General features: G+C 69.6%; 26 protein-coding genes. 10 read left to right on the forward strand and 16 right to left on the reverse strand.

From position 1 onward, the window contains the following. Positions 1 to 57: 57 nt before the first annotated feature. The 5 genes from BM109_RS30755 to sucC all read right to left on the reverse strand — a co-directional run bounded on the left by BM109_RS30755 (position 58) and on the right by sucC (position 4,514). Complete coding sequence (locus BM109_RS30755; RefSeq protein WP_093351487.1) at positions 58 to 708, reverse strand: FHA domain-containing protein; 651 nt, start codon at positions 706 to 708, stop codon at positions 58 to 60. Between the two features lie 75 nt (positions 709 to 783). Further along, positions 784 to 1,587: a Stp1/IreP family PP2C-type Ser/Thr phosphatase gene (locus BM109_RS30760; RefSeq protein ID WP_093351492.1), complete on the reverse strand. Its 804-nt coding sequence runs from the start codon at positions 1,585 to 1,587 to the stop codon at positions 784 to 786. A gap of 46 nt (positions 1,588 to 1,633) precedes the next feature. Then, complete coding sequence (locus BM109_RS30765; RefSeq protein ID WP_093351495.1) at positions 1,634 to 2,323, reverse strand: TerC family protein; 690 nt, start codon at positions 2,321 to 2,323, stop codon at positions 1,634 to 1,636. A 119-nt stretch (positions 2,324 to 2,442) separates the two neighbouring features. Further along, positions 2,443 to 3,336 (reverse strand): succinate--CoA ligase subunit alpha, encoded by an 894-nt coding sequence (gene sucD / locus BM109_RS30770; RefSeq protein WP_093351497.1) that lies wholly within the window; start codon positions 3,334 to 3,336, stop codon positions 2,443 to 2,445. Positions 3,337 to 3,347: 11 nt separating this feature from the next. Next, entirely contained in the window at positions 3,348 to 4,514 is a 1,167-nt protein-coding gene (gene sucC / locus BM109_RS30775) for an ADP-forming succinate--CoA ligase subunit beta (RefSeq protein WP_093351500.1), read from the reverse strand. Positions 4,515 to 4,749: 235 nt separating this feature from the next. Between sucC and argC the strand changes: the two genes are divergently transcribed. Further along, a complete protein-coding gene (gene argC, locus BM109_RS30780) occupies positions 4,750 to 5,673 on the forward strand; it encodes an N-acetyl-gamma-glutamyl-phosphate reductase (protein WP_093351504.1) in 924 nt (307 codons plus the stop codon). 52 nt (positions 5,674 to 5,725) lie between these two features. Here the strand turns inward: argC and BM109_RS30785 are convergent, their stop codons facing one another. The 4 genes from BM109_RS30785 to recA form a co-directional block, all read right to left on the reverse strand. Continuing rightward, the gene (locus tag BM109_RS30785; protein ID WP_093351507.1) at positions 5,726 to 6,481 is read right to left on the reverse strand and encodes a hypothetical protein; all 756 of its coding nucleotides are present in this window, start codon (positions 6,479 to 6,481) and stop codon (positions 5,726 to 5,728) included. 74 nt (positions 6,482 to 6,555) lie between these two features. Next, complete coding sequence (locus BM109_RS30790; protein WP_093351509.1) at positions 6,556 to 6,972, reverse strand: polyketide cyclase; 417 nt, start codon at positions 6,970 to 6,972, stop codon at positions 6,556 to 6,558. Beyond that, positions 6,959 to 7,414: a recombination regulator RecX gene (recX, locus tag BM109_RS30795; protein ID WP_093351512.1), complete on the reverse strand. Its 456-nt coding sequence runs from the start codon at positions 7,412 to 7,414 to the stop codon at positions 6,959 to 6,961. The genes BM109_RS30790 and recX overlap by 14 nt, the downstream gene beginning before the upstream one ends. Positions 7,415 to 7,481: 67 nt before the next feature. Beyond that, positions 7,482 to 8,543 (reverse strand): recombinase RecA, encoded by a 1,062-nt coding sequence (gene recA / locus BM109_RS30800; protein WP_093351515.1) that lies wholly within the window; start codon positions 8,541 to 8,543, stop codon positions 7,482 to 7,484. 146 nt (positions 8,544 to 8,689) lie between these two features. On the opposite strand from recA, the gene BM109_RS30805 reads away from it, so the two are divergent. From BM109_RS30805 to BM109_RS30815, 3 genes are all read left to right on the forward strand, one after another. After that, positions 8,690 to 9,175, forward strand: coding sequence for a MarR family winged helix-turn-helix transcriptional regulator (locus BM109_RS30805; RefSeq protein ID WP_093351519.1), 486 nt, complete (start codon positions 8,690 to 8,692; stop codon positions 9,173 to 9,175). A gap of 66 nt (positions 9,176 to 9,241) precedes the next feature. Next, on the forward strand, positions 9,242 to 9,913 hold the full coding sequence (locus BM109_RS30810) for a response regulator (RefSeq protein ID WP_093351522.1): 672 nt from the start codon (positions 9,242 to 9,244) through the stop codon (positions 9,911 to 9,913). 37 nt (positions 9,914 to 9,950) lie between these two features. Beyond that, positions 9,951 to 11,390 carry a sensor histidine kinase gene (locus tag BM109_RS30815; protein ID WP_093351524.1) on the forward strand — a complete coding sequence of 480 codons (1,440 nt, stop codon included), beginning with the start codon at positions 9,951 to 9,953 and terminating at the stop codon, positions 11,388 to 11,390. Between the two features lie 9 nt (positions 11,391 to 11,399). Here BM109_RS30815 and BM109_RS30820 read toward each other — a convergent pair whose 3' ends face one another. The 3 genes from BM109_RS30820 to BM109_RS30830 are packed head-to-tail and all read right to left on the reverse strand — an operon-like array spanning position 11,400 to position 13,173. Beyond that, positions 11,400 to 11,609, reverse strand: coding sequence for a sporulation protein (locus BM109_RS30820; RefSeq protein WP_093351527.1), 210 nt, complete (start codon positions 11,607 to 11,609; stop codon positions 11,400 to 11,402). 14 nt (positions 11,610 to 11,623) lie between these two features. Further along, a complete protein-coding gene (locus tag BM109_RS30825) occupies positions 11,624 to 12,448 on the reverse strand; it encodes a biotin--[acetyl-CoA-carboxylase] ligase (RefSeq protein WP_093351531.1) in 825 nt (274 codons plus the stop codon). Positions 12,449 to 12,450: 2 nt separating this feature from the next. After that, complete coding sequence (locus tag BM109_RS30830) at positions 12,451 to 13,173, reverse strand: SET domain-containing protein (protein ID WP_093351535.1); 723 nt, start codon at positions 13,171 to 13,173, stop codon at positions 12,451 to 12,453. A gap of 140 nt (positions 13,174 to 13,313) precedes the next feature. Here BM109_RS30830 and BM109_RS30835 point away from each other — a divergent pair, with 140 nt between their 5' ends. Both BM109_RS30835 and BM109_RS30840 read left to right on the forward strand, forming a co-directional pair. Beyond that, a complete protein-coding gene (locus BM109_RS30835) occupies positions 13,314 to 16,265 on the forward strand; it encodes a DNA topoisomerase III (RefSeq protein ID WP_093351537.1) in 2,952 nt (983 codons plus the stop codon). A 3-nt stretch (positions 16,266 to 16,268) separates the two neighbouring features. Then, entirely contained in the window at positions 16,269 to 17,255 is a 987-nt protein-coding gene (locus BM109_RS30840) for a tripartite tricarboxylate transporter substrate binding protein (RefSeq protein WP_256222880.1), read from the forward strand. Between the two features lie 9 nt (positions 17,256 to 17,264). Here the strand turns inward: BM109_RS30840 and BM109_RS30845 are convergent, their stop codons facing one another. Next, positions 17,265 to 18,122: an oxidoreductase gene (locus BM109_RS30845; protein WP_093351540.1), complete on the reverse strand. Its 858-nt coding sequence runs from the start codon at positions 18,120 to 18,122 to the stop codon at positions 17,265 to 17,267. 228 nt (positions 18,123 to 18,350) lie between these two features. On the opposite strand from BM109_RS30845, the gene BM109_RS30850 reads away from it, so the two are divergent. Further along, on the forward strand, positions 18,351 to 18,530 hold the full coding sequence (locus BM109_RS30850; RefSeq protein WP_093351542.1) for a hypothetical protein: 180 nt from the start codon (positions 18,351 to 18,353) through the stop codon (positions 18,528 to 18,530). Between the two features lie 13 nt (positions 18,531 to 18,543). Here the strand turns inward: BM109_RS30850 and BM109_RS30855 are convergent, their stop codons facing one another. Next, positions 18,544 to 19,437 carry a gamma-glutamyl-gamma-aminobutyrate hydrolase family protein gene (locus BM109_RS30855; RefSeq protein WP_093351544.1) on the reverse strand — a complete coding sequence of 298 codons (894 nt, stop codon included), beginning with the start codon at positions 19,435 to 19,437 and terminating at the stop codon, positions 18,544 to 18,546. 106 nt (positions 19,438 to 19,543) lie between these two features. Here BM109_RS30855 and BM109_RS30860 point away from each other — a divergent pair, with 106 nt between their 5' ends. Continuing rightward, complete coding sequence (locus BM109_RS30860) at positions 19,544 to 20,599, forward strand: sugar phosphate isomerase/epimerase family protein (RefSeq protein WP_093351546.1); 1,056 nt, start codon at positions 19,544 to 19,546, stop codon at positions 20,597 to 20,599. 9 nt (positions 20,600 to 20,608) lie between these two features. On the opposite strand, the gene BM109_RS30865 is transcribed toward BM109_RS30860, so the two are convergent. After that, on the reverse strand, positions 20,609 to 21,694 hold the full coding sequence (locus tag BM109_RS30865) for a catalase family protein (RefSeq protein WP_093351549.1): 1,086 nt from the start codon (positions 21,692 to 21,694) through the stop codon (positions 20,609 to 20,611). A gap of 113 nt (positions 21,695 to 21,807) precedes the next feature. Then, on the reverse strand, positions 21,808 to 23,289 hold the full coding sequence (locus tag BM109_RS30870; RefSeq protein WP_093351552.1) for a MocR-like pyridoxine biosynthesis transcription factor PdxR: 1,482 nt from the start codon (positions 23,287 to 23,289) through the stop codon (positions 21,808 to 21,810). Positions 23,290 to 23,371: 82 nt separating this feature from the next. Between BM109_RS30870 and BM109_RS30875 the strand changes: the two genes are divergently transcribed. Together BM109_RS30875 and infA are read left to right on the forward strand one after the other, a co-directional pair. Further along, complete coding sequence (locus BM109_RS30875; RefSeq protein ID WP_093351555.1) at positions 23,372 to 24,610, forward strand: MFS transporter; 1,239 nt, start codon at positions 23,372 to 23,374, stop codon at positions 24,608 to 24,610. A gap of 415 nt (positions 24,611 to 25,025) precedes the next feature. Continuing rightward, on the forward strand, positions 25,026 to 25,301 hold the full coding sequence (gene infA, locus BM109_RS30880) for a translation initiation factor IF-1 (protein WP_093351558.1): 276 nt from the start codon (positions 25,026 to 25,028) through the stop codon (positions 25,299 to 25,301). Positions 25,302 to 25,397 lie beyond the last annotated feature (96 nt).

The raw sequence follows: 25,397 nt of genomic DNA on the forward strand, positions 1-25,397 counted from the left end.
GATCGACCGGAACCGGGGTCGGAATCGGGGCCGGTTCGCCGACGGAAGACCCGCGGCTCAGACCCGTGCGAACTGCAGGCGCAGGGTGCCGAGCTCGAGCAGGTCGCGCTCGTGCAGCGCGACGGCCTCGACACCCAGCGGCTCGCCGTTGAGCAGGACGGCGCCCATGACGCTCGCCGCCACGTAGCCCTGGCGGCGGCGCGTGACGACCGCGACGGCAACACCGGGCTTGCCGACGGTGGTGACGACCTTCTGCAGCGGCAGGTCGTGCCCGGCGTTCTCGCCGGCCAGCACGCGCAGCACCGGCACACCGAGCTCGACCAGCGCGCCCGATTCGGTGGGCGCGGCGGACAGGGGGATGGGAGCGGAAGACTCGGTGCCGACGACGACCTGGACCGGCGTGCCGGCCGCGGGCGCGACGCTGCGCGCGCGGTAGTGGATGCGGCAGCCGCCGACCTCGATGACATCGTTGTCCTTGAGCGTCCGCTTCTGCACGGCGACTGCATTGACGTAGGTGCCGTTGGTGCTGTTGAGGTCTTCAATTTGGACATCGCCACCGCGCAGGGTCAGAACGGCATGCTCGCCGCTCACCGCGAGATTGTCGACCACGATGTCGTTGTAGGCGCGCCGCCCGAGGGTGGTACGGTCCTTCGCGAGCGTCACTTCCCGAATGACGACACCATCGATCGAGATACTCATTCTCGGCACTGCCGACTCCCTGATTGCAATTGTCGCGGGGCCGACGACGACGCGGCGGATGCATCCGCCGCCCCATCGCCTGCGTCAGGCCGCCGCGCGTGGCAGGCTGGCCCGGGCCAGGATGACAGAAATGTTATCCCGTCCGCCATTTTCGTTGGCGATGTTTGCCAAAAGTGATACCTTGGACTCAATACCACCGTCTTGTCTCGTCAGAAGCGTGAAAAGCTGGGCGTCTGGGACCATTTCGCTGAGCCCGTCGGAGCACAGCATATAGAGGTCGTCGGGCCTGGCCGTGTGTTCATGCATTTCCAGCAAGACTTGGGCCTCGACGCCGACGGCGCGGGTCACGAGGTTGCGGTTGGGCGAGGACAGCGCTTCCTCGGCCGTGATGGCGCCGGCATCGAGCTGCTGCTGGCGCAGCGAATGGTCGCGCGTGAGCTGCTCGAGCTTGTCGTTGCGCAGCCGGTAGCAGCGCGAGTCGCCGATGTGGCCCACCATCACGCGATGCGGCCCGAAGGCGGCCAGGACCAGCGTGGTCCCCATGCCCTGCAGGTTGGGATTGGTCAGGCTGCCGTCCAAGATGGCGGCATTGGCCTCGTCGGTCGCGGCCTGCAGCGCGCGTCGCACGACGCGGGCCGGCGCCTGCGGACCGGCCTGCACGTACCAGCGCCGGAAGTTCGCATGCACCAGCGACACCGCCATCGCGCTGGCGACCTCGCCGCCCTTGTAGCCGCCCATGCCGTCGGCCAGCACCGCCAGCCCGAGCACGGGATCGACATGGACCGCGTCCTCGTTGTGGGCGCGCACGCGGCCGACGTCGGTCAGCGCCGCGAACTCCCACGAGAGCGGGGGACGGGTCGAGAAGAGGGAAGTGCCGACACCTACCATGGTCGCAAGTGTCGGCGAAGCGGCAGCCCGGTGGTGGCTTCCGCTGTCAGTGCTGCGCCGCGGCCGCGTGGGCACGCCGCTGGAGCAGCTTGCCCACCGCCACCACGAACAGCGCACCGGCCGCGGCGGCGGCGTAGTGCAGCCAGGGGTTGGCCGCCAGCACCTCGCGCAGCGACACGTCGCTCACGATGGTCTCGCCGCCGACCCAGCCGATCAGCGCCGCGCCCAGCATCACGATGATGGGGAAGCGCTCCATCAACTTGATCATCAGCGTGCTGCCGAAGATCACGAGCGGGATGCTGATCGCCAGGCCCAGCACCAGCAGCACCATGCTGCCCTGCGCGGCAGCCGCCACGGCGATCACGTTGTCCAGGCTCATCACGAGGTCGGCCAAAAGGATGGTGCGCACGGCCGCCATCATGCTGCCGTACTCCTTGGAGTCGCCGTCGCCCTCGTCTTCCTCGCCGAGCAGTTGCAGGCCGATCCACAGCAGCAGCAGGCCGCCGACGATCTGCAGGTACGGCAGCGCCAGCAGCTTGGCCGCCACCACCGTCAGCACGATCCGCAACACGACGGCCGCGCCGGAGCCGAAGAGCACCGCTTTTTTCTGCTGCTCGGGCGGCAGCGAACGCGCCGCCATGGCGATCACCACGGCGTTGTCGCCCGACAGGATGATGTTGATCCAGACGATCTTGATCAGGCCGATCCAGAAGTCCGTGCTTTGAAGAAGTTCCATGTCTCTGATCCCGCTTTGTTTTTGTGAAAAAAACGCCCGCAATCGGATTGCGGGCGTCTTGTTCTTTCTTGCGCGTATGAGGTCTCTTTACGGACCTTGCTGGGCGCGAACGCCGTGGCTTACAGCTTGCCCTTGAGCAGCTTGGCCAGTTCCGAGAAGTTGCGCGTCACGGTGAAGCCGCACTCTTCCATGATGGAGAGCTTGGCTTCGGCCGTGTCGGCACCGCCCGAGATCAGCGCGCCGGCATGGCCCATGCGCTTGCCGGGAGGCGCGGTCACGCCGGCGATGAAGCCGACCACCGGCTTCTTCATGTTGTCCTTGCACCAGCGGGCGGCGTCGGCTTCGTCGGGACCGCCGATTTCGCCGATCATGATCACGGCGTCGGTTTCGGGGTCGTCGTTGAAGGCCTTCATCACGTCGATGTGCTTGAGGCCGTTGATCGGGTCGCCGCCGATGCCGACCGCCGACGATTGGCCCAGGCCGATCTCGGTCAGTTGCGCCACGGCTTCATAGGTCAGCGTGCCCGAGCGGCTCACGACGCCGATGCGGCCCTTGCGGTGGATGTGGCCGGGCATGATGCCGATCTTGATCTCGTCGGGCGTGATCAGGCCGGGGCAGTTCGGGCCGAGCAGCAGCGTCTTCTTGCCGCCGGCGGCTTCCTTGGCCTTCATCTTGTTGCGCACTTCGAGCATGTCGCGAACCGGGATGCCCTCGGTGATGCAGATCGCGAGGTCGAGGTCGGCCTCGACGGCTTCCCAGATCGCGGCCGCGGCGCCTGCCGGCGGCACATAGATCACCGACACGGTGGCGCCGGTCTGCGTGGCGGCTTCCTTCACCGAACCGAAGATCGGGATGTTGAAGATCGACTCGCCGGCCTTCTTCGGGTTCACACCGGCCACGAAGGCGTTCTTGCCGTTCGCGTATTCCTGGCACTTCTCGGTGTGGAACTGGCCCGTCTTGCCGGTGATGCCTTGGGTGATGACTTTGGTGTCTTTGTTGATGTAGATCGACATGACTCTGTTCCTTAGGCCTTCTTGACTGCTGCCACGACCTTCTGGGCCGCGTCCGCCATGGTGTCGGCGCTGATGATCGGCAGGCCCGAGTCGGCCAGCAGCTTCTTGCCTTCGGCTTCGTTGGTGCCCTTCATGCGCACGACCAGCGGCACTTGCAGGTTCACGGCCTTGCAGGCCGCGATCACGCCGGTGGCGATGGTGTCGCACTTCATGATGCCGCCGAAGATGTTGACGAGGATGGCCTCGACATTCTTGTTCTTCAGCATGATCTTGAAGGCTTCGGTGACCTTCTCGGGGGTGGCGCCGCCGCCCACGTCGAGGAAGTTGGCCGGCTCGCCGCCGAACAGCTTGATGGTGTCCATCGTGGCCATCGCGAGGCCGGCGCCGTTCACCAGGCAGCCGATGTTGCCGTCGAGCGAGATGTAGGCGAGGTCGAACTTCGAGGCTTCGACTTCGGCCGGGTCTTCCTCGTCGAGGTCGCGCAGCGCGACGATCTCGGGATGGCGGAACAGCGCGTTGCTGTCGAAGTTGAACTTGGCGTCCAGGGCGATGATGTTGCCCTTGCCGTCACGGTTGAGCGGGTTGATCTCGACCAGCGAGGCGTCCGTCTCCATGTAGCAGGTGTAGAGCTTCTTGAAGATGTCGACGGCTTGCGCGGTCGAATCGGCCGGGATGCCGATGCCGTCGGCGATCTGCTTGGCCTGCTCGTCGGTCAGACCGGCTTGCGGGTCGGCGAACACCGTGATGATCTTCTCGGGCGAGGAGTGGGCCACTTCCTCGATGTCCATGCCGCCTTCGCTCGAAGCGATGAAGGCCACCTTCTGGGTGGCGCGGTCGGTCACGGCCGAAACGTAGTATTCCTTCTGGATGTCGGCGCCGTCTTCGATGTAGAGGCGGCGGACCTTCTGGCCTTCGGGGCCGGTCTGGTGCGTCTTGAGCTGCATGCCGAGGATCTCGCCAGCCAGCTTCTTCACGTCCTCGATGGTCTTGGCGACCTTCACGCCGCCGCCCTTGCCGCGGCCACCCGCGTGGATCTGGGCCTTGACCACCCAGACCGGGCCGCCCAGCTTCTGGGCGGCTTCGACCGCCTCCTGGACCGTGTAGGCCGGAATGCCGCGCGGCACCGGCACGCCGAACTTGGCAAGGATTTCCTTGCCTTGGTACTCGTGAATCTTCATGAGGGATGTCTCTCGGAAGGAAGAGGTTGAATAAACGGGAGATCTAGGCAGGCTGGTGTTGGCTCTGTTGTCCACAGGCGACGGCAGCCTGACGGCTGGGGGCGGCGGACAATCGCGGACTGTATCATGGTGCGCCGCATCAATACTGACGGGCGTGTGCGGTCAATACGTACTTTCTTCTAGCCCGTCTCCTTCCGCCCCCTTTCCTCCAGCCCTTCCATCAGGCAACCCCACCATGGCCAAGGTTTTCATCGATGGCGAAGCCGGCACCACCGGCCTCCAGATCCGCGAGCGGCTGCAAGACATGCCGCAGGTCGAGCTCGTGAGCATCGCGCCCGAGCTGCGTAAAGACGTCAATGCCAAGCGCGACCTCATGGCCGGCGTCGACCTCGTCGTGCTGTGCCTGCACGACGACGCGGCACGCGAATCGGTCGCGCTGATCGACCAGTTGCCCGGCAAGAAGCCCAAGATCATCGACGCCTCGACCGCGCACCGCGTGGCGCCGGGCTGGGTGTTCGGCTTTCCCGAACTGGTGGCGGGCCACTGGCAGGCCGTGGCCCAGGCCGACCGCGTGGGCAACCCCGGCTGCTACGCCACCGGCGCGATCGCCATGGTGCGTCCGCTGGTCGACGCGGGCCTGCTGCCCGCCGACTTCCCGATCGCGCTGCCCTCGGTCAGCGGCTACTCGGGCGGCGGCCGGACCATGATCGAGGCCTACGAGAAGGGCGAGGCGCCGCTGTTCGAAACCTACGCACTGGGCCTCACGCACAAGCACATCCCCGAGATCATGAAATACACCGGCCTCACGCAGCGCCCGGTGTTCATCCCCTCGGTCGGCAATTTCAAGCAGGGCATGCTGGTCCAGCTGCCGCTGCACCTCGACCTGCTGCCCGGCAAGCCGAAGGCCGGCGACCTGCACGAGGCACTGGCCGCGCACTACGCGAAGAGCAACACGCCCGAGCAGTTCGTGAAGGTGCTGCCGCCCACCGCGGACGGCAAGCTCGACGCGCTGGCGCTCAACGACACCAACCAACTCGAGATCCGCGTGTTCCCGAACGAGGACCATCGCCATGCCGTGGTGATCGCGCGCCTGGACAACCTCGGCAAGGGCGCGAGCGGCGCCGCGGTGCAGAACCTCAAGCTGATGTTGTCGCTCTGAGGCGCGGCCTCCACCACTCGAAAGGCGCCGGCTCCCCGGCGCCTTTTTCGTTTCAGCCCACCAGCCAGAGCCCGGTGCCGAGCAGCGCTGCATGCAGCGCGAGCACGATGTAGAACGGCTTGCGCGAGGGCGTCGACATCTCCTGCAGCGTCTCGTGGATGCGCCGCGTGATCAGCGCGCGCAAGGCCGGGTCCTGCGTCGCGACGGGCCCGCCCTGCACCGTGGGCAGCGGTGCCGGCTCGCCTTGCGCGGCGCGGCCCTGCTGCCATTCGGCCAGCAGCTCGTTGAGCGGCAGCCGGTTGACCACGAAGGCGATCACCGCCCGCACCGCCTTGCCTTCGCCAAGCACCGGCGCGAGCTGCGCGCTCAGTGCATCGACCGAGAGCCAGTCGCTCACGCGCTGCAGCGCCCCGTGGGTGCGCGGCATCGATTCGATGCGCCCGGCGATGGCATCGCCCAGGCGCTGCGACACGGCCTCGCCGCGCGCGGCCACCAGGTGCTGCATCGCGCGCGTGCGGCCCTGCGACACGCCGAGCAGCACGTAGACGCCGATGAAGAGCCCCAGCAGCAGGCCCACCAGCAGCGGCGGCGAGGCCAGCAGCGCCAGCACCGCGCCGGCGCCGCCCGCGCGTGCGCCGGGAATGCCGGGGCCGCTCAACCGGCTCAGGTAATAGACGAAGGCGCCGCCACCGAGCACCACGCCGAAGAAGACGCCCTTCGCGACCGAACCGACGAAGGCGGCGCCGGCGCGGGCGCCTGTGCGCACCAGCGAGGGAGATTCAGCGGAACCGATGGGTTTCGAAGACATGGCGCGCTCCTCCTTGTTGGTATGAAGCCGCGGATCATGCCATCGGCCCGTCGCGGGCTTGGCCGCTTGGCCGCTCAGCCGGCCGGCGCCTCGAGCAGCGCCTGCAGCGCGCGCAGGTCGCGCGCGATCCACTCGGCGTCGTGCGCGAAGGCCGCGTCGTCCATGTGCGGCTGGCGCAGCAGCGTGAACTGCAGCTCGCAGGCGCCGGGCGCCACGCCGATGACGCGGAACGGCACGTAGACCTCGGGCACGCCCTCGGGCGACACCCAGTGGTCGAGCACGCCGAGCTCGTTGGCCGGTGCGAAGCGCAGCACCGCGCGGCCACCGGGCGTGGTCGCCAGCCAGCGATCGCCCTCGCGCGTCAGCGCGCCGTCGGCCAGGCCGCTGGCCCAATCGGGCAGGCGCGCGGGATCGGCCGCCAGTGCATAGGCCGCGCGCCAGTCGCAGGCCACGCGCTGCGTGATCACGCGAGACAGTTCATTCGAGCTCATCGATATCGCTCCTCAGCACCTTGGCCGCCACCGCGGCCGAAAAGCCCCGCGCCATCAGGAAGCGGGCCTGCCGGGCGCGCTCCTTGGGATCGGCGGGCGGGGCGTCGAAGCGACGGCGCCAGAGCGCGGCCGCGCGTTCGAGCTCGCTGCCCTGCAGCCCGGCCACCGCCTGCGAGATGGCCTCGGCGCCGATGCCCTTGGCCTGCAGTTCCTGCCGCACGCGCGCCGCGCCAAGCCGGCCCGCGCGCTGGTGCAGCACCGAGGCGACCACGCGCTCCTCGCTGATGAAGTCCTTGGCCGCGAGCTCGTCGAGCGCGGCCTTGAGCGTGCCCGGCTCTTCCTCGTAGCGCGCCAGCTTGCGCTCGAGTTCGCTGCGGGAATGCTCGCGCTGGCTCAGCAGGCGCAGCGCGCGGCCTTTCAGGGAAGGAGCATCGAATGCCATCGGAAATGCGGGGGCGGAAAAAGAAAGCGGGGCGACCGCAGGCGCCCCGCTCGCATGCATCGGCCGGTTATTCGGCCGCGCCGGCCGCGTCCGCCGCCAGCAGCGGGATGCCCAGCGATTCGCGCACCTTGTTCTCGATCTCGCGCGACAGCTCGGGGTTCTCGCGCAGGAACTCGCGCGCGTTGTCGCGGCCCTGGCCGATCTTCTCGCCGTTGTAGGCGTACCAGGCGCCCGACTTGTCGATGATCTTGGCGGTCACGCCCATGTCGATGATCTCGCCCTCGCGGCTGATGCCCTCGCCGAACAGGATGTCGAACTCGGCCGTCTTGAACGGGGGCGAGACCTTGTTCTTCACCACCTTGACCTTGGTTTCGTTGCCGATGGCCTCGTCGCCCTTCTTGATGGTGCCGATGCGACGGATGTCCAGGCGCACCGAGGCGTAGAACTTCAGCGCGTTGCCGCCGGTGGTGGTTTCGGGCGAACCAAACATCACGCCGATCTTCATGCGGATCTGGTTGATGAAGATGACCATGCAGTTGGTCTTCTTGATCGTGGCCGTGAGCTTGCGCAGCGCCTGGCTCATCAGGCGGGCCTGCAGGCCGGGCAGCGAGTCGCCCATCTCGCCTTCGATTTCGGCCTTGGGCGTGAGCGCGGCGACCGAGTCGATGACGATCAGGTCGACGGCGCCCGAGCGCACCAGCGAGTCGACGATCTCGAGCGCCTGCTCGCCAGTGTCGGGCTGGCTGATCAGCAGGTCGGACAGGTTCACGCCGAGCTTCTGGGCGTACTGCACGTCGAGCGCGTGCTCGGCGTCGACGAAAGCGCAGGTGCCGGCCTGCTTCTGCATGGCGGCGATGACCTGCAGCGTGAGCGTGGTCTTGCCCGAGGATTCAGGGCCGTAGATCTCGACCACCCGGCCGCGCGGCAGGCCGCCGACGCCCAGGGCGATGTCGAGGCCCAGCGAGCCGGTGGAGACCACCTGGATGTCCTCGAGCGCCTCGCCTTCGCCGAGCCGCATGATCGTGCCCTTGCCGAACTGCTTTTCGATCTGGGCCAGCGCGGCCTGGAGGGCCTTGGCCTTTTCGGTGTTGGCGCCTGCGATGCTCGAGCCCTTGACGACTGCGTCCATGTGAAAAACTCCTTGAAGATCAACGGGTTGTGTACGGTCGGATCCATCTGCTTTTAACTACAGCCTGGATGCTTGAACAGTAGTGTAGGGGCGGATGGATTTGAGTAAACCCGTTTTTTGGTCAGTTTGCTTTACCATTTGGCGCCGTGAGCGACACCCCCTTCCCCCTCGATCCCGATGCCTGGCGCCAGACCCACCTGGGCCGGCTGCTCGGCCATGCGATGCGGCGCTTCGACGAGCGCGTGCTCGCGCTGATGGCGCACGACGTCGACGTGCCGCTGGCGCTGTCGAACCTCGCGGCGCGCGCGCAGGTGAGCGCGGCCCACGTGCACATCACGCGCCACCTCGCGCGCGAGGGCTCGCGCCTGACCGAACTCGCCGAGCGCGCCGGCATGACCAAGCAGGCCATGGGCGCGCTGGTCGACCAGTGCGAGGCCTGGGGGCTGGTCACGCGCGGGCCCGATCCGCTCGATGCGCGCGCGCGGCGCGTGCTGTTCACGGCCGACGGCCTGGCCTGGCTCGAGGCCTTCCGCCAGGCGGTGACGCAGGCCGAGCGCGAGTTCCGCGCCAGCGTGGGCGACGATGTCGCCACCGTGGTAACCATCGGTCTGGAAGCCTATACGGCGGGCTAGACTCCCCCCGAGCGGAGACAACGTGCAACGGCGCCGCCCACGGCGCGAACCGGGCTGGAGGTGGCTATGCGGATACTGATTGCCGAAGACGACAAGGTGCTGGCCGATGCACTGCTGCGCAGCCTGCGCACCTCGGGCGCCGCCGTCGATCACGTGGCCAACGGCTCCGAGGCCGACACCGCGCTCATGACGCACAGCGAGTTCGACCTGCTGATCCTCGACCTCGGCCTGCCCAGCCTGCACGGCATCGAGATCCTCAAGCGGCTGCGCGCGCGCGGCTCGCAGCTGCCGGTGCTGGTGCTCACCGCGGCCGACAGCGTGGAGGAGCGCGTCAAGGGGCTGGACAACGGCGCCGACGACTACATGGCCAAGCCCTTCAGCCTGCAGGAGCTCGAGGCGCGGGTGCGCGCCCTCACGCGCCGCGGCATGGGCACCACCAGCAACGCGATCAAGCACGGCCCGCTGATCTACGACCAGGCCGGCCGCGTCGCCACGCTCGACGGCAAGATGGTCGAGCTGTCGGCGCGCGAGCTGGGCCTGCTCGAGGTGCTGCTGCAGCGCGCCGGCCGGCTGGTCAGCAAGGACCAGCTGGTGGAGCGCCTGTGCGAATGGGGCGAGGAAGTGAGCCTCAACGCGATCGAGGTCTACATCCACCGCCTGCGCAAGAAGATCGAGAAGGGCCCGGTGCGCATCGCCACCGTGCGCGGGCTCGGCTACTGCCTCGAAAAGATCCAGTGACGCGCGTGCGGCCGCCGGGCGCGGCGGGTCCGGTCCGATGAAACTCTTCCAGCGCGCGCAGCGCTCCCTGTTCGGCGAGATCCTCGACTGGATGCTCACGCCGCTGCTGCTGCTGGTGCCGGTCAGCATCGGCGTGACCTGGCTGGTGGCGCAGGGCATCGCGAGCGCCTCCTTCGACCGCGTGCTCACGCACAACATCGAGACGCTGGCGCGCACGGTCTCGCTGCAGAAGGACAGCCCGCGCTTCGTGCTGCCGCAGCCGACGCGCGAGATCCTGCGCGGCGACGACACCGACCGCGTTTACTACCAGGTGCTCGACAGCCACGGCACGCTGCTCAGCGGCGAGCACGACGTGCCGCACCCCAGCCTCGACGAGCCGCCGGCCATCGGCCAGGTCCAGCTGCGCGACGGCGAGATGAACGGCAAGTCGGTGCGCGTGGCCTGGATCTGGCTGGCCGGCGACGCGCCCGATGCGCCGCCCGCGCTGCTGCAGGTGGCCGAGACGCGCCAGAAGCAGTCGCTGCTGGCGGCCGACATCATCAAGGGCGTGCTGCTGCCGCAGTTCGCGATCCTGCCGCTCGCGGTGCTGCTGATCTGGCTGGCGCTGGTGCGCGGCATCAAGCCGCTGTCGGTGGTGGAGGCGCGCATCCGCGAGCGCCGCCCCGGCGACCTGAGCCCGCTCGACGAGTCCTCGGTGCCGCTCGAGGTGGTGCCGCTGGTGTCCTCGGTCAACGAGCTGCTCGACAAGCTCAACGATTCCATCGACACGCAGAAGCGCTTCCTGGCCGACGCGGCGCACCAGCTCAAGACGCCGCTCGCGGGCCTGCGCATGCAGGCCGACCTGGCGCAGCGCGAGAACGCCAATGCCGACGAGCTCAAGCAGTCGCTCAAGCAGATCGGCCGCGCCAGCGTGCGCGCCACCCACACGGTGAACCAGCTGCTGTCGCTGGCGCGCGCCGAGGGCAACAGCGCCGGCGCCCATCGCCAGCCCTGCGACCTGGCGCGGCTCACGATCGAGGTGGTGCGCGAGGCGGTGCCGCGCGCGATCGAGAAGCGCATCGACCTCGGCTACGACGGCCTCGATCCCGGCTCGCGCGGCGTGGTGCTCGAGGGCAACCCGACCCTGCTCAAGGAGCTGGTGCGCAACCTGGTCGACAACGCCATCAACTACACGCCCTCGCGGCCCGAACGCACCGGCGTGATCACCGCGCGGGTGCTGGCCGATCCCTTCGGCCGGGTGCTGCTGCTGCAGGTGGAGGACAACGGGCCGGGCATTTCGGAGGCCGACCGCGAGCTCGTGTTCGAGCCCTTCTACCGCGTGCTGGGCAACGAGGCCGACGGCTCGGGCCTGGGGCTGCCGATCGTGCGCGAGATCGCGAACCAGCACCATGCGCAGGTGACGCTCGAGGACGCGCATCCCGAGCGGCAGCCGCCGGGCGCGCGCTTCACGGTGCGTTTCGAGAGCGCGCCGGCCTGAGCGGCCGGCTCATCGGGCGCCGGGGCCCGAGGCACCGGCCTTCGGCGGCTCGGCGCGGATCTGCAGGTACTCGGGATGGATCTGCCGCGCGAGGCGCTGCGGATCGCGCTCGTCGAGCCCCGCCGGCGCGAGCCCGAAGCCCGCGAGGTCGCCGCGCGACCACAGCCAGTAGCCGCCGTTGAGGACCAGCAGGGCGATCACGACCAGGCGCAGCGGCATCGCGGCGTCCGGTCTCAGAGGGCCATGCCGCGCGGCCGCACGCTGACCTCGTCGCTGACGATGGCCTGCAGGCCCTCGGCCGTGCGCACCTGCAGCTCGCCGGTCCACGAGACGCCCTCGCACAGGCCCGTGCGGCCGTCGCTGAGCACCACCTCGCGCCCGCGCAGCACGTCGCGCGCCGCGAATCGCTCGGCGAACGGCGCGAAGCCGCGCGCGCCGAATGCGAGCACGTCGCGCACCAGCGGCGGGATCAGTTCGGCCAGCACCGCGGGCGAAGTGGCGTCGGGACGCCATTGGCGCATCCAGGCGGGCGGCGTGCGCATGCCCTCGGCATCGCGCGCGCCGATGTTCACGCCGATGCCGATGACCACGTAGCGCGGCGACGATGCACCGCCGGCATGCGGCAGCGCGGTCTCGATCAGGATGCCCACGAGCTTGCGCTCGTCGACCCAGAGGTCGTTGGGCCACTTGAGCCCGAGCTTCGCCGCGCCCGTGGGATCGAGGTTCTCGGCCAGGCTGACCCCGACCGCGAGCGAGAGACCCGACCAGTCGGCCGGCGCGAGCGGCAGGCCCAGCGAGAAGGTCAGCGACGGCGCGACATCGTCGCCGGGCTGCTGCGCGCTCTGCCAGGGCCGGCCGAGCCGGCCGCGGCCCGCGGTCTGGCGCTCGGCGACCAGCAGCACGGGCTCGGTCCGCCCGGCGCGCGCGCGCCGCATGAGTTCGGTGTTGGTGGAATCGATCTCGCCGACCACCTCGGCCGCGAAGCCCGGCAGCAGGGGGGCGAGCGCCGCGGCGATCCGCTCCTCATGCCACTGCAGGGCGCTGCCGCCGGCGGCCATGTTCAGAGCCCGCCGTTGTCGGCCGCGGCCGGGGCCGCCTCGGCGACCGTCTCGGCCTTCTTCGCCTTGGCCGGCTTGTCGGCTTTCGGCGCCTTGTCCTTCTTCTTGCCGTCCTTCTTTTCCGACTTCTTCTCGGCCTTCTTTTCGGACTTTTTCTCGGCCTTCTTGTCAGCCTTCTTCTCGGCCTTCTCCTTCTCGGCCTTTTTCGCTTCCTTCTTCTTCGCCTTCTTCTTTTTCTTCTTGTCCTCTTCCTCGTCGTCCTTCGGCGTGAGCAGCGTGCCGCGGCATTGCTCGGAGCCGCAGTAGCACGGGAACTCGGACAGCAGCTTCTCGGTGTACGGCTCGTCGATGATCAGGCCGTAGTCGTAGTTGAGTTCCTCGCCGGCCGCGATGTTGCGCAGCGCCTTGATATAGACGCGCCCATCGACCTCGTCGGCCTCGCAGTTGGGCTCGCACGAGTGGTTGATCCAGCGGGCCGCATTGCCGTCGACGTTGCCGTCGATCACGCGCCCGTCATCGATATGGAAGTAGAAAGTGTGATTCGGCTGGGCCGGATCGTGCGGATGGCGGCGCAGTGCCTCCTTCCACGTGATGATCTCGCCCTTGTACTCGATGATCCGCTCGCCTTCGGCCAGGTCCTGCACCGCGAACACGCCGTTGCCATGGACGGAGGAACGCCGCGTCTGAATTCGGCGGGCGTTGGAAAGTGGGGATTTGGAAGGCATCGCCGAAGTCTGTTAGTTTGAATATGCACACATGCGCGTGCGCGTGTGCGCACGCGAGAAGCCGCCGAGTATAGAGAGAGCCCATGGCACTGCGCGCATGGCCCGCGAGCCGGCTTGGCGAAACAGTTGAGAGAGCACAGATGACGAAGACATTGGTTATTGCAGAAAAACCGTCGGTGGCGCAGGACATCGTGCGTGCGCTCACGCCGGTGGCCGGCAAGTTCGACAAACACGACGAGCACTTCGAGAACGACCAGTACGTCGTGACCAGCGCCGTCGGCCACCTGGTGGAAATCCAGGCGCCCGAGGAGTTCGACGTCAAGCGCGGCAAGTGGAGCTTCGCCAACCTGCCGGTGATCCCGCCGCACTTCGACCTCAAGCCGGTGGACAAGACCAAGACCCGCCTCAACGCGGTGGTCAAGCAGGCCAAGCGCAAGGACGTGACCCAGCTCGTGAACGCCTGCGACGCGGGCCGCGAGGGCGAACTGATCTTCCGCCTGATCGAGCAGTACGCCGGCGGCAAGACGGGCCTGAACAAGCCGGTGCGGCGGCTGTGGCTGCAGTCGATGACGCCGCAGGCGATCCGCGACGGCTTCGACTCGCTGCGCACCGAGAAGCAGATGCAGGGCCTGGCCGACGCCGCGCGCTCGCGCTCCGAGGCCGACTGGCTGGTGGGCATCAACGGCACGCGCGCGATGACGGCCTTCAACTCGCGCGACGGCGGCTTCTTCCTCACCACCGTGGGCCGGGTGCAGACGCCCACGCTGTCGGTGGTGGTCGAGCGCGAGGAGCAGATCCGCAAGTTCGTCTCGCGCGACTACTGGGAAGTGCACGCCAGCTTTCTCGCCGAAGCCGGCCACTATCCGGGCAAGTGGTTCGACCCGGCCTGGAAGAAGGCCAGCGCCCCGCTGCTGCCCAGCGGCGAGCCCGACCCCGAGCAGCGCGCCGACCGGATCTGGAACGAGCGCGACGCGCTCGCCATCGCGCAGGCCGCGCGCGGCAAGCCCGCCAGCGTCACCGAGGAGAGCAAGCCCACCACCCAGGCCTCGCCGCAGCTGTTCGACCTGACCTCGCTGCAGCGCGAGGCCAACAGCCGCTTCGGCTTCTCGGCCAAGACCACGCTGGCGCTGGCCCAGAGCCTGTACGAACGCCACAAGGCGCTGACCTACCCGCGGACCGACTCGCGCGCCCTGCCCGAGGACTACCTGCCGGTGGTCAAGCAGACCATGGGCATGCTCGCCACCAGCGGCATGCGCCACCTCGCGCCGTTCGCGCAGCAGGCGATCGACCAGAACTACGTGAAGCCGAGCAAGCGCATCTTCGACAACGCGAAGGTGTCGGATCACTTCGCGATCATCCCGACCCTGCAGGCGCCCAGCGGCCTGTCGGAAGCCGAGCAGCGCCTCTACGACTTCGTGGTGCGCCGCTTCCTGTCGGTGTTCTTCCCGAGCGCCGAATACCAGGTCACGACCCGCATCAGCACGGTGGCGCAGGCCGGCAGGAACTACGCCTTCCGCTCCGACGGCAAGGTGCTGGTCAAGCCGGGCTGGCTCGCGATCTACGGCAAGGAAGCCGTCAGCGACGACGACGAGAAGGACGGCAAGAACCTGGTGCCGGTGAAGCCCGGCGAGATGGTGCTGGCCGAGACCGTCGACACCAAGGGCCTGAAGACGCGCCCGCCGGCGCGCTACTCCGAAGCCACGCTGCTCGGCGCCATGGAAGGCGCGGGCAAGACCATCGACGACGAGGAACTGCGCGAGGCCATGCAGGAGAAGGGCCTGGGCACGCCAGCCACGCGCGCGGCCACCATCGAAGGCCTGATCGCCGAGAAGTACATGCTGCGCGAGGGCCGCGAGTTGATCCCGACCGCCAAGGCGTTCCAGCTCATGACGCTGCTGCGCGGCCTCGGCGTGGAGGAACTCTCCAAGGCCGAGCTCACCGGCGAGTGGGAATACAAGCTCGCGCAGATGGAGAAGGGCTCGCTGAGCCGCGACGCCTTCATGCGCGAGATCGCGGCGATGACCGAGCACATCGTCAAGAAGGCCAAGGAGTACGACCGCGACACCGTGCCCGGCGACTACACGACGCTGGCCACGCCCTGCCCCAACTGCGGCGGCGTGGTGAAGGAGAACTACCGCCGCTACGGCTGCACCGGCAAGAGCGGCACGGGCGAGGACGCCTGCGGCTTCTCGTTCGGCAAGTCGCCGGCCGGGCGCACCTTCGAGGTCGCCGAGGCCGAGGCGCTCTTGCGCGACAAGCACATCGGCCCGCTCGAGGGCTTCCGCTCCAAGGCCGGCTGGCCCTTCACCTCCGAGATCGTGCTCAAGTACGACGAGGAGGCGAAGAACTGGAAGCTGGAGTTCGACTTCGGCGACGACAAGAACGAGGACAGCGGCGAGATCGTCGACTTCAGCGAGCAGGACACGGTAGGCCCGTGCCCGATCTGCGGCGCGCCCGTGTTCGAGCACGGCAGCAACTACATCTGCGAGAAGTCGGTGCCCACCAACGCCCAGCCCACGCCGAGCTGCACCTTCAAGACCGGCAAGATCATCCTGCAGCAGCCGGTGGAGCGCGCGCAGATGGAGAAGCTGCTGGCCACCGGCAAGACCGACCTGCTCGACAAGTTCGTCTCGATGCGCACGCGCCGCGCCTTCAAGGCCTTCCTGACCTGGAACGCGGAAGAAGGCAAGGTGACCTTCGAGTTCGCGCCGCGCGAGGGCGGCAGCAAATTCCCGCCGCGCAAGACCTTCGGCAAGGCCGCGCCGGCCGGCAAGACCGCCGCCGCCAAGAAGGTGGCGGCGAAGAAGGCGCCCGCGGCCAAGAAGGCACCGGCCGAGAAGAAGGCGCCGCGCAAGACCGGCGCCGGCCTCAAGCCCAGCGACGCGCTCGCCGCGGTGATCGGCAACGAGCCGGTGGCGCGCACCGAGGTGGTCAAGAAGCTCTGGGACTACATCAAGGCCAATGGCCTGCAGGACGCGAAGGACAAGCGCTCGATCAATGCCGACGCCAAGCTCAAGCCGGTGTTCGGCAAGGACCAGGTGACGATGTTCGAGCTCGCGGGCATCGTGGGCAAGCACCTCACGGCGCTCTGAGCCATGCGGCGCAGAAGCTTCGCAGGCACGGCCGCCGGCCTCGCGCTGGCGCTGCTTTCCGCCTGGGCCCCGGCCCAGGCCGCCGACTGGCCCGACAAGCCCGTCAAGCTGGTGGTGCCCTTCCCGCCCGGGCAGGCCACCGACATCTTCGCGCGCGCGCTCGCCGAACAGCTCGGCCGGCGGCTGGGCCAGCCGGTGATCGTCGACAACAAGGCCGGGGCCGGCAGCAACATCGGCACCGAGTTCGTGGTGCGTTCGGCGCCCGACGGCTACACGCTGGTGGTGGCCGGCAGCGCGATGGCGGTCAACCAGACGCTCTACGCCAAGCCCGGCTTCGACCCGCGCAAGGATCTCGTGGGCATCTCGCTGATCGCCAAGGTGCCGCTGGTGTTCCTCGCCACGCCCGAGAGCGGCATCCGCACGCTGGGCGAGCTCACAGCGCGCGCCAAGGCCGAGCCCGGCCGGCTCAGCTACGCGAGCGCCGGCATCGGCGGCACGCAGCATCTGTCGGGAGAGATGTACAAGTCGGCGGCGCATGTGTTCGTCACGCACATTCCGTACCGGGGCAGCGGGCCCGCGCAGGCCGACTTCCTCGGCAACCAGGTGCCGCTGATGATCGATTCGGTGACCGCCGCGCTGCCGCACATCAAGGCCGGCAAGGCGATCCCGCTGGCCGTGACCTCGGCCACGCGCTCCTCGCAGCTGCCCGAGGTGCCCACCGTGCGCGAGAGCGGCGTGGCCGGCACGCGCGACTTCGAGGCCGTGGGCTGGCTCGGCCTGATGGCGCCGCGCGGCACGCCGCCCGAGGTGCTGGCGCGCCTGAACCGCGAGGTGACCGAGATCCTCAAGAGCGAGCAGATGGCGCGCTTCATCCGCGAGCGCGGCTCGGAGCCGGCGCCCACGACCGGGCCCGAGTTCGACCGCTTCGTCGCGAGCGAGATCGGGCTCTGGGGCGCGGCCGTCAAGGCCTCGGGCGCGAAGCCCGAATAGCCCGTTGCGTCAGGCCGGCGTGAAGTCGGTCGACAGCGACAGCGATTCCCACGCGCTCAGTTCTTCCTGCAGCGCGGCCAGCTTCTCGCGTACCGCCTTCACCGCGTCGCTGCCCAGCAGCAGGTGCGCGGGCGGCGTCGGCGCTTCGACGATGCGCAGCATGGCGCGCGCCGCCTTCACCGGATCGCCCGCCTGCTTGCCGCTGCGCGCCAGCCGCGCCTCGCGCACCGGGCCCAGCACCGGTGCGTAGTCGGCGATGGTCTGCGGTGCGCGCACCATCGAGCGACCGGCCCAGTCGGTGCGAAAGCCGCCCGGCTCCACGGCCGTGACGCGGATGCCGAAGCTCGCCACCTCCTTGCCGAGCGCCTCCGACAGGCCCTCGAGCGCGAACTTGCTGCCGTGGTAGATGCCGAGCCCCGGGAAGGTGACGATGCCGCCCATCGAGGTGATGTTGAGGATGTGGCCGCGGCGGCGCGCACGCATGAAGGGCAGCACGGCCTTGGCGACGGCGACCGCGCCGAACACGTTGACCTCGAACTGCCGGCGCACCTCGTCGAGCGAGGATTCCTCGAGCGTGCCTTCGTGGCCGTAGCCGGCGTTGTTGACCAGCACGTCGATGGCGCCGACGCCGGCCTCGACCTCGGCCACCACGCGCTCGACCTCGTCGTGGCGCGTCACGTCGAGCAGGCGGCCGAAGGAGCGGCCGGGCTGCAGCGCGTCGAAGGCGGCGCACGCGGCCTCGTCGCGCAGGGTGCCGACCACGCGGTGGCCGGCGGCCAGCGCCTCCTGCGCGAGCGCGCGGCCGAAGCCGGTGCTCACGCCGGTGATGAACCAGGTGCGCTGGGGTGAAGAAGGAGCGGATGTCATGGCGGTGTCCTCTGGGTGTTGTGTGCCCTGAATGTGCGCCCGGCTTCCGCCTTTGATAAGCCGCCCGGCGAACGAAGCGGCTTGCAGTTTTTCTTCAAGATCGCGCGCGGCGGGAACCCGGCGTGCCGCGGCGGCACCAACGACAAGACCCCGCGCGCGGGGTCTTGTTACATGCGCGCCATGACGCGCGGCCTATAGTCGTTCGATCCACCCCTGGGGATAGATTCCATGAAGTCATTGATTGCCACCGCCTTCGCCCTTGCCATGGGCTTCTCGCTCGCGGGCTGTGCCTCGTCCTCGCGCACCGCCGATGCCGGCAGCACCGCCTCCTCGGGCAGCGGCGTGACGGTGTTCGGCACCGTCGACGCCGGCGTCAGCGGCTACTCGACCAAGTCCGAGCGCCGCTGAACCGGCGCGGCGCTCAGCGGCGGCGCCGCAGCAGCGCCTGCTGCAGCACGCGCGCCGCGCGGTCGCGGATTTTGCCGGGCGCGCCGCGCAGCGTGGTCTTCGGCGCCACCTTGGCGGTGGCGCAAGCCCACAGAAAGTCGTGCAGGATCGGCGTGTCGTCCACGGTCTCGGTGCTGCCGTACTTGTGGAATTCGGGGTGCCACTGCGTGGCAGCGATGTAGCTGCGGCCGCGCTCGGGCCGGCGGCGGATCGCCTCGGCCACCCGGTCGGGCAGGCTCCAGGCCTCGACCTCGAAACCGGGCGCGAGGTCCTTCACGCCCTGGTGGTGGATGCTGTTGACGCGCGCGGTCTGCACCTCGGGATAGAGCTTCGCGAGCCGCGTGCCCGGCACGATCCCGATCTGGTGGAAGTTCTGGTCGTAGGTCACCGGGTCGCGGTGGCGCAGCGTCTCGGGATGGCCGTGCTGCTCCTCGATGTCCTGGTAGAGCGTGCCGCCGAAGGCCACGTTGATGAGCTGCAGCCCGCGGCACACGCCGAAGATCGGCTTGCCGGCCTGCTCGAAGGCCTCGACCAGCGCGAGGTCGTAGAGGTCGCGGATGCGGTCGCCGATCCAGGCGTCCTTGAGCGGCACCTCGCCATAGCTGCCGGGCCAGACGTCGGCCCCGCCGTGCATCACCACGCCGTCGAGCCACTCGGCGTAGTGCGACAGCTTGGTGTCGCCGCGCGCGGTCTCGCCCGTGGGGCAGGGCACCATCACCACCATCGCGCCGGCCGACATCAGCCAGTGGGCGATCGACTGCTCGACGTACTGCAGGGTCTTGTTGGTGAACAGCGAGCGCGCCGGATCGGCGTGCGAGAAGCAGGCGGACAAACCGATCTTGAGTCGGGCGGAGACGGGCTGGGGCATCTCGTTGGGTTCCCTGTGAGCGAAATTCATTCTGCGCCCACCGAACTTCGGTCGTGTGTCAGCCGAACCCGCGAAGTATCCTGTCGAGCCCACAAGGAGACACCGCATGCAGACGATCAAGGGGCCCGCCATCTTCCTGGCCCAGTTCGCGGGCGACACCGCGCCCTTCCACTCGCTCGACGCGATCGCCGGCTGGGCCGCGGGCCTGGGCTACAAGGGCGTGCAGATCCCGAGCTGGGACGCGCGGCTGATCGACCTGAAGAAGGCCGCCGAGAGCAGGACCTACTGCCAGGAGATCCAGGGCACGCTCGCCGCGCACGGCCTCTCGATCACCGAGCTCTCGACCCATCTGCAGGGCCAGCTGGTCGCGGTGCACCCGGCCTACGACGCGGGCTTCGACGGCTTCGCGGCGCCCGAGGTGCGCGGCAATCCGGCGGCGCGCCAGCAATGGGCGGTGCAGCAGCTGCACTACGCGGCGAAGGCCTCGGCGAACCTCGGCCTCACGGCGCACGCGACCTTCTCGGGCGCGCTGGCCTGGCCCTACCTGTACTCGTGGCCGCCGCGCCCGCCGGGACTGATCGAGGAGGCCTTCGACGAGCTCGCGCGCCGCTGGCGCCCGATCCTCGATGCCTTCGACGCGGTGGGCGTGGACGTGGGCTACGAGATCCATCCGGGCGAGGACCTGCACGACGGCGTGAGCTACGAGATGTTCCTCGAGCGCGTGAACAACCATCCGCGCGCCTGCCTGCTCTACGACCCGAGCCACTTTGTGCTGCAGCAGCTCGACTACCTGGCCTACATCGACCACTTCCACGAGCGCATCAAGATCTTTCACGTGAAGGACGCCGAGTTCAACCCGACCGGCAAGCAGGGCGTGTACGGCGGCTTCCAGAAGTGGATCGACCGCGCCGGGCGCTTCCGCTCGCTGGGCGACGGGCAGGTCGACTTCAAGGCCATCTTCTCGAAGATGGCGCAGTACGACTTCCCGGGCTGGGCGGTGCTCGAGTGGGAGTGCTGCATCAAGCACCCGGAGGACGGCGCGCGCGAGGGCGCGAAGTTCATCGCCGACCACATCATCCGCGTGGCCGACCGGGCCTTCGACGACTTCGCGGCCGGCGGTGTCGACGTGGCGGCCAACCGGCGCGTGCTCGGACTCGACTGACGCAGTCGCTCAGCGGTGCAGTGGGCAGCCGTTGCGCTCGCTGCGAAATTCCGACGAGGCCGCATAGGCCGCCTTGCGCGCGCGCATCACGCCGCCCAGCGGCCGGTGCGCCGCGAGCGCCTGCCAGGGGCTGAAGGCCATGCCGTCGTCCATCTCGCGCGACAGCTCCTCGCTCCAGCCCGGCTGCGGCGCCGCCAGCACGCGCGCGACCGTCACGAAGGGACTGAGTTCCTGCGGCCATTCGACCGAGGCGTCCTCGACCGGCATGCGCTCGAGGTCGACGCAGAGCTGAGCCCGCAGCTCCCACTCGCCGCCGTGCGTGCGCAGGAAGTCCATCACCGCCTCGCGCGTGCCGTCGGGCTTGCCGTCCAGATGCAGCTCGGCCTTCTCGAGCGCGACGAGCGCCTCGGACACCGGCGCGAGCTGCAGCTTGGCGATGTGATCGCCGAAGCGGATCGGCACCTGGGTGAAGAAGGTGGCCCCCAGCGGATGGGTCAGCGGATGCGCGCCCAGCGCGACCAGCTTCGCGCTCGAGCCGCCCGCGACCTCGATCAGCTTCTCGATGCTCTGCAGCACGCCCGACAGCAGCAGCTTGCCGGTCGGCGCGCGATCGGTGGTGGCCGCGAGCAGCTTGAGACTGCGCAGGAAGCCGCGCGCGTCGGGCGCGACGAACACCGGGCCGTCGACGAACAGGAAGTCCTGCGTGGTGTGGCCCTCGGAGCCCTCGACGCGCTCGCCCTCGACATCGAACACTTTGAGCGCCATGCCGCGCGGCAGCGAGATGCGGTCGTCGAGCACCTCGGCCGGCGGCGTCGACAGCCGCATCGCCGCGCGATGGCGCCCCGGCCTGGCGAACAGGCCCTGCGCGTACTCAGGCGGCAGGCCTTCGGGCACGACGAGTTCGGCATGCAGCAGGCCGTGGCTCTTGGCGTGCACGGCGCGCATGGCGTGGCCGGTGTGCTCGGCCATGGTCTGCGCCATCTCGCGCAAGGTGGCCACCAGCTCGATCTGGGTCTGGGCCTCGTCCTCGCGCTCGGTCTCCACGGAGGGATCGAAGCGCACCGGAGTGCGGGCATGCGTGGCGGTGTCGTTCATGGTCGAGGCTCCTTTGGCATCCTGGGTCGGGCCATTGAGCGTGGCGCCCCCGGCGCGCGGTGTAGGCCGTCGGCTCCCGTGGCTGCGCTCGACCGCCTGCACGGGAGGCCGCGTCAGCCGGCGCGCGCGAGCTGCGCCACGCGCCGGATCGCGTCGTCGATGCGCGCGGCCTCGATCAGCCCGTAGCCGAAGGCCAGGCCTTCGGGCACGTCGGCCGCATGCGGATCGAGCGCATAGCGCGACAGCGGCGCCAGCGTGATGCCGGCCTCGGCCGCGCGCCGGGCGAGCAGGTCGGCGCGCAGCGGCGCATGCAGCCGGGCCGACAGATGCAGGCCGGCCTGCGAGGGAATGGCCTCGAACAGGTCCGGGCCGTGGCGCACCAGCGCCTCGAGCAGCGCGCGGCGGCGCTCGCCGTAGACCTTGCGCATCTTGCGGATGTGGCGCGCCAGGTGGCCCTCGGCGATGAAGTCGGCCAGCGCGTCCTGGCCCAGCACCGGGCTGTGCCAGTCGGCCAGCTCGCGCATGCGCACCAGCGCCGCGCGCGCCCATGGCGGCGCCACTACGAAGCCCAGGCGCAGCGCGGGAAAGAGGCTCTTCGAGAAGGTGCCCACGTAGCAAACCGAGTCGGCGCGGTCCAGCGTCTGCAGCGCGTCGAGCGGGCGGCCGGCGAAGCGGAATTCGCTGTCGTAGTCGTCCTCGATCACCACCGCATGGCGCTCGCGCGCGAAGGCCAGCAGCGCGGCGCGCCGCGGCGTCGACATGGCGACGCCGGTGGGAAACTGGTGCGAGGGCGTCACGCAGACCACGCGCGCCTCGACCGGCAGCCGGTCGACGCACAGGCCCTCGGCGTCGGTGGGCACGGGCACCACCTTCGCGCCGGCGGCCGCCAGGGCCTCGCGCAGCGAGGGATAGGACAGCTGCTCGACCGCCACCACCGTGCGCCCCGGCACGACGAGGATGCGCGCGAGCAGCCCGAAGGCCTGCTGCGCGCCGGCGGTGACGACGATGTCGTCGACACTGCAACCGACCGCGCGCGTGAAGGACACGTGGCGCGCGATCGCCTCGCGCAGCGCCGGCTGGCCGCGCGGGTCGGCGTACTGCGCCGCTTCGCCGCCGCCGCGCGCGATGCGGCGCAGCGCGCGGTCGGACAACCGGCGCCAGATGTCGAAGGGCAGCGCGCTCGCATCGGGCAGGCCGATGCGGAAATCGTCGCGCGCCGAGCGCTGCTGCAGCGTGGGCGGCAGGTCGGCGCCGGGCACGCGCGGCGGGGCCAGGCGGGGATCGCGGCGCGGCGTGCCGGCCTCGGCGCGCGGCGCCCGGCCGCGGCGCGACGCCGGCAAGGTGTCGGCCACGTAGGTCCCGGCCCCGGGGCGGGCGACCAGGTAGCCCTCGCTGAGCAGCAGGTCGTAGGCGGCCAGCATGGTGTTGCGCGACACGCCCAGGCGCTGCGCGAGCGCACGCGTGGCGGGCAGGCGGGCGCCCGGCCGCAGCCGGCCGTCGAGGATGGCGGCGTGCAGCTGCCGGTGCAGCTCGCGCAGCAGTTCGCGCGAGCCGGCCGCGGGCAGCTGCAGGGACAGCTCGAAAAGTGGCTCCATGGAATTGGCCGATTGTGGTTCTTTTGAGGAACCAATCGCAAGCCTACGCTGGACCCCATCGAATGCTCGACGGAGAAACGCCATGCACCCCGCCCCCTCTTCTTCCACCGCGCCCGAGCGCCTGCCGCTGAGCCTGGCCTGGCTCGCGCTCGGCGCCTTCGCGATCGGCACCGAGAGCTTCATCGTCGCCGGCCTGCTGCCCGTGCTCGCAGCCGACCTGCAAATCAGCCCCACGCACGCGGGCCAGCTCGTGCTGCTGTTCGCGCTCAGCTATGCGATCGGCTCGCCGCTGATGGCCGCGGCCTGCGCGCGCTTCGGCCGTCGGCCGCTGCTGGTCGCGAGCCTCGCGGCCTTCAGCGGCCTCACGCTGCTGGCGTCGATGGCGCAGGGCTTCGGCCAGCTCGCGCTGGCGCGGCTGGCGCTGGGCCTGGTGGCGGGCGTGTTCGTGCCGACCGCGAGCGCGGTGGCGGCCTCGCTGGTGTCGCCCGCGCTGCGCGGCCGAGCACTGGCGATCGTGACCGGCGGCGGCACGCTGGCGGTGGCGCTCGGCGTGCCGCTGGGCGCCTGGATCGCGGGCTGGGGCGGCTGGCGCACGGCCTACCTGCTGATCGCCGCGCTGGGCCTGGTCGCGACCGTGGGACTGGCGGCCGGGCTACCACGCCGGCTCGCGGCGGCGGCGCCCGCCGCATCGGGCGGCGCGGCCTTCGCCGTGCTGCGCGCGCCGGGCGTGCTGGCCGGGCTCGGCGTCAGCGTGCTCTGGACCACGGGTGGCTTCAGCTTCTACACCTACATCGCACTGTTCCTCTCGCGCACGGTGGGCATCGGCCCCGAAGGCATCGGCGCGGTGTTCGTCGCCATCGGCGTGGCGGCGGCGCTCGGCACCGCGGCCGGCGGCTGGGCCACCGACCGCTTCGGCGCCGACCGGGTGGCGCGCGGCTTCGCGCTGCTGCTGGTGGCGGTCCTCGGCGGGCTGTCTCTCGCGGCCCAGGCGCTGCCCGGCGGCCTGGCGCTGCCGGCCGTGGTGGGCCTGGCGGCGCTGTGGGGTTTCGCGGGCTGGGGCTTCGGGCCGGCGCAGGCGGTGCGGCTGATCCGGCTGGCGCCCGAGCGCGCGCCGATGACGCTGTCGCTCAACGCCTCGGCGATCTACCTCGGGATCGCGGTCGGCTCGCTGTTCGGCGGCGTGGCGATCGCGTGGTTCGGCGTGAGCGCCGTCGGCTGGGTGGGCGCGGCCTGCCAGCTGGCCGGCGTGCTGCTGCTGGCCCATGGCCGCCGGCGCGGCGGCGGCACGGTCGCGCGGGTCGGGGAGCCCGCGGCGGCCTGAGGGCTTTCAGCTACTCTTTTGATAGCAATATCGGCCGATTTGTCGCGCGTTCGCGCCAGTCCCGGCCGAAACCTGAGCAACAGTCATGCCAGTCCGGTTACAATGCCGGGTTCGTTTCGATACTACGACGAAGTCTTTTCTCGTCACCCCACCGGTTGGCCGATTGGCACCGAGGCCCCCTGAACCCGATTTGAAATCCCCGGGTTCCGCACCTCCCCCGCCAGGCACGCCGGTTTTTGCCGTGTGTTGGAGCGCCAGTTCCGGCGCCCATGATTGCCACCACGGTCTTCGTTCATGTTGAAGCGAGCAGAGCGCGTCCCCGCTGCGCCGTGTGTGTCGGCCGGCCGTCGCGCCTGAAACCAAACACGACGGATTTCATTCATATCCAACAGACAACGAAGATTCGAGGTAAAGCATGCCGAAGGAAGAACTGATCGAAATGAACGGCGCAGTGACCGAAGTCCTGCCCGATTCGCGCTACCGCGTCACGCTCGACAACGGTCACCAGCTGATCGCTTACAGCGGCGGCAAGATGCGCAAGCACCACATCCGCATCCTGGCGGGCGACAAGGTGTCGCTGGAACTCTCGCCCTACGACCTGACCAAGGGCCGCATCACGTTCCGTCACCTGGAACGCCGCGGTCCTCCGCCGTCGGGTCCCGGCGGCAACAACGGCGCCCAGCGCCGCTGAACGAGCGGCACGCGCCGACCGTCGCAGCCCCCGAGGGCCTTGCAGCACTGTCGCCCCGGCGGCGGGCTGCAAGGCCCTGATTTTTTTCCTCCCCAC

Source organism: Variovorax sp. PDC80 (assembly GCF_900115375.1).
In the GTDB taxonomy this organism is placed as follows: domain Bacteria; phylum Pseudomonadota; class Gammaproteobacteria; order Burkholderiales; family Burkholderiaceae_C; genus Variovorax.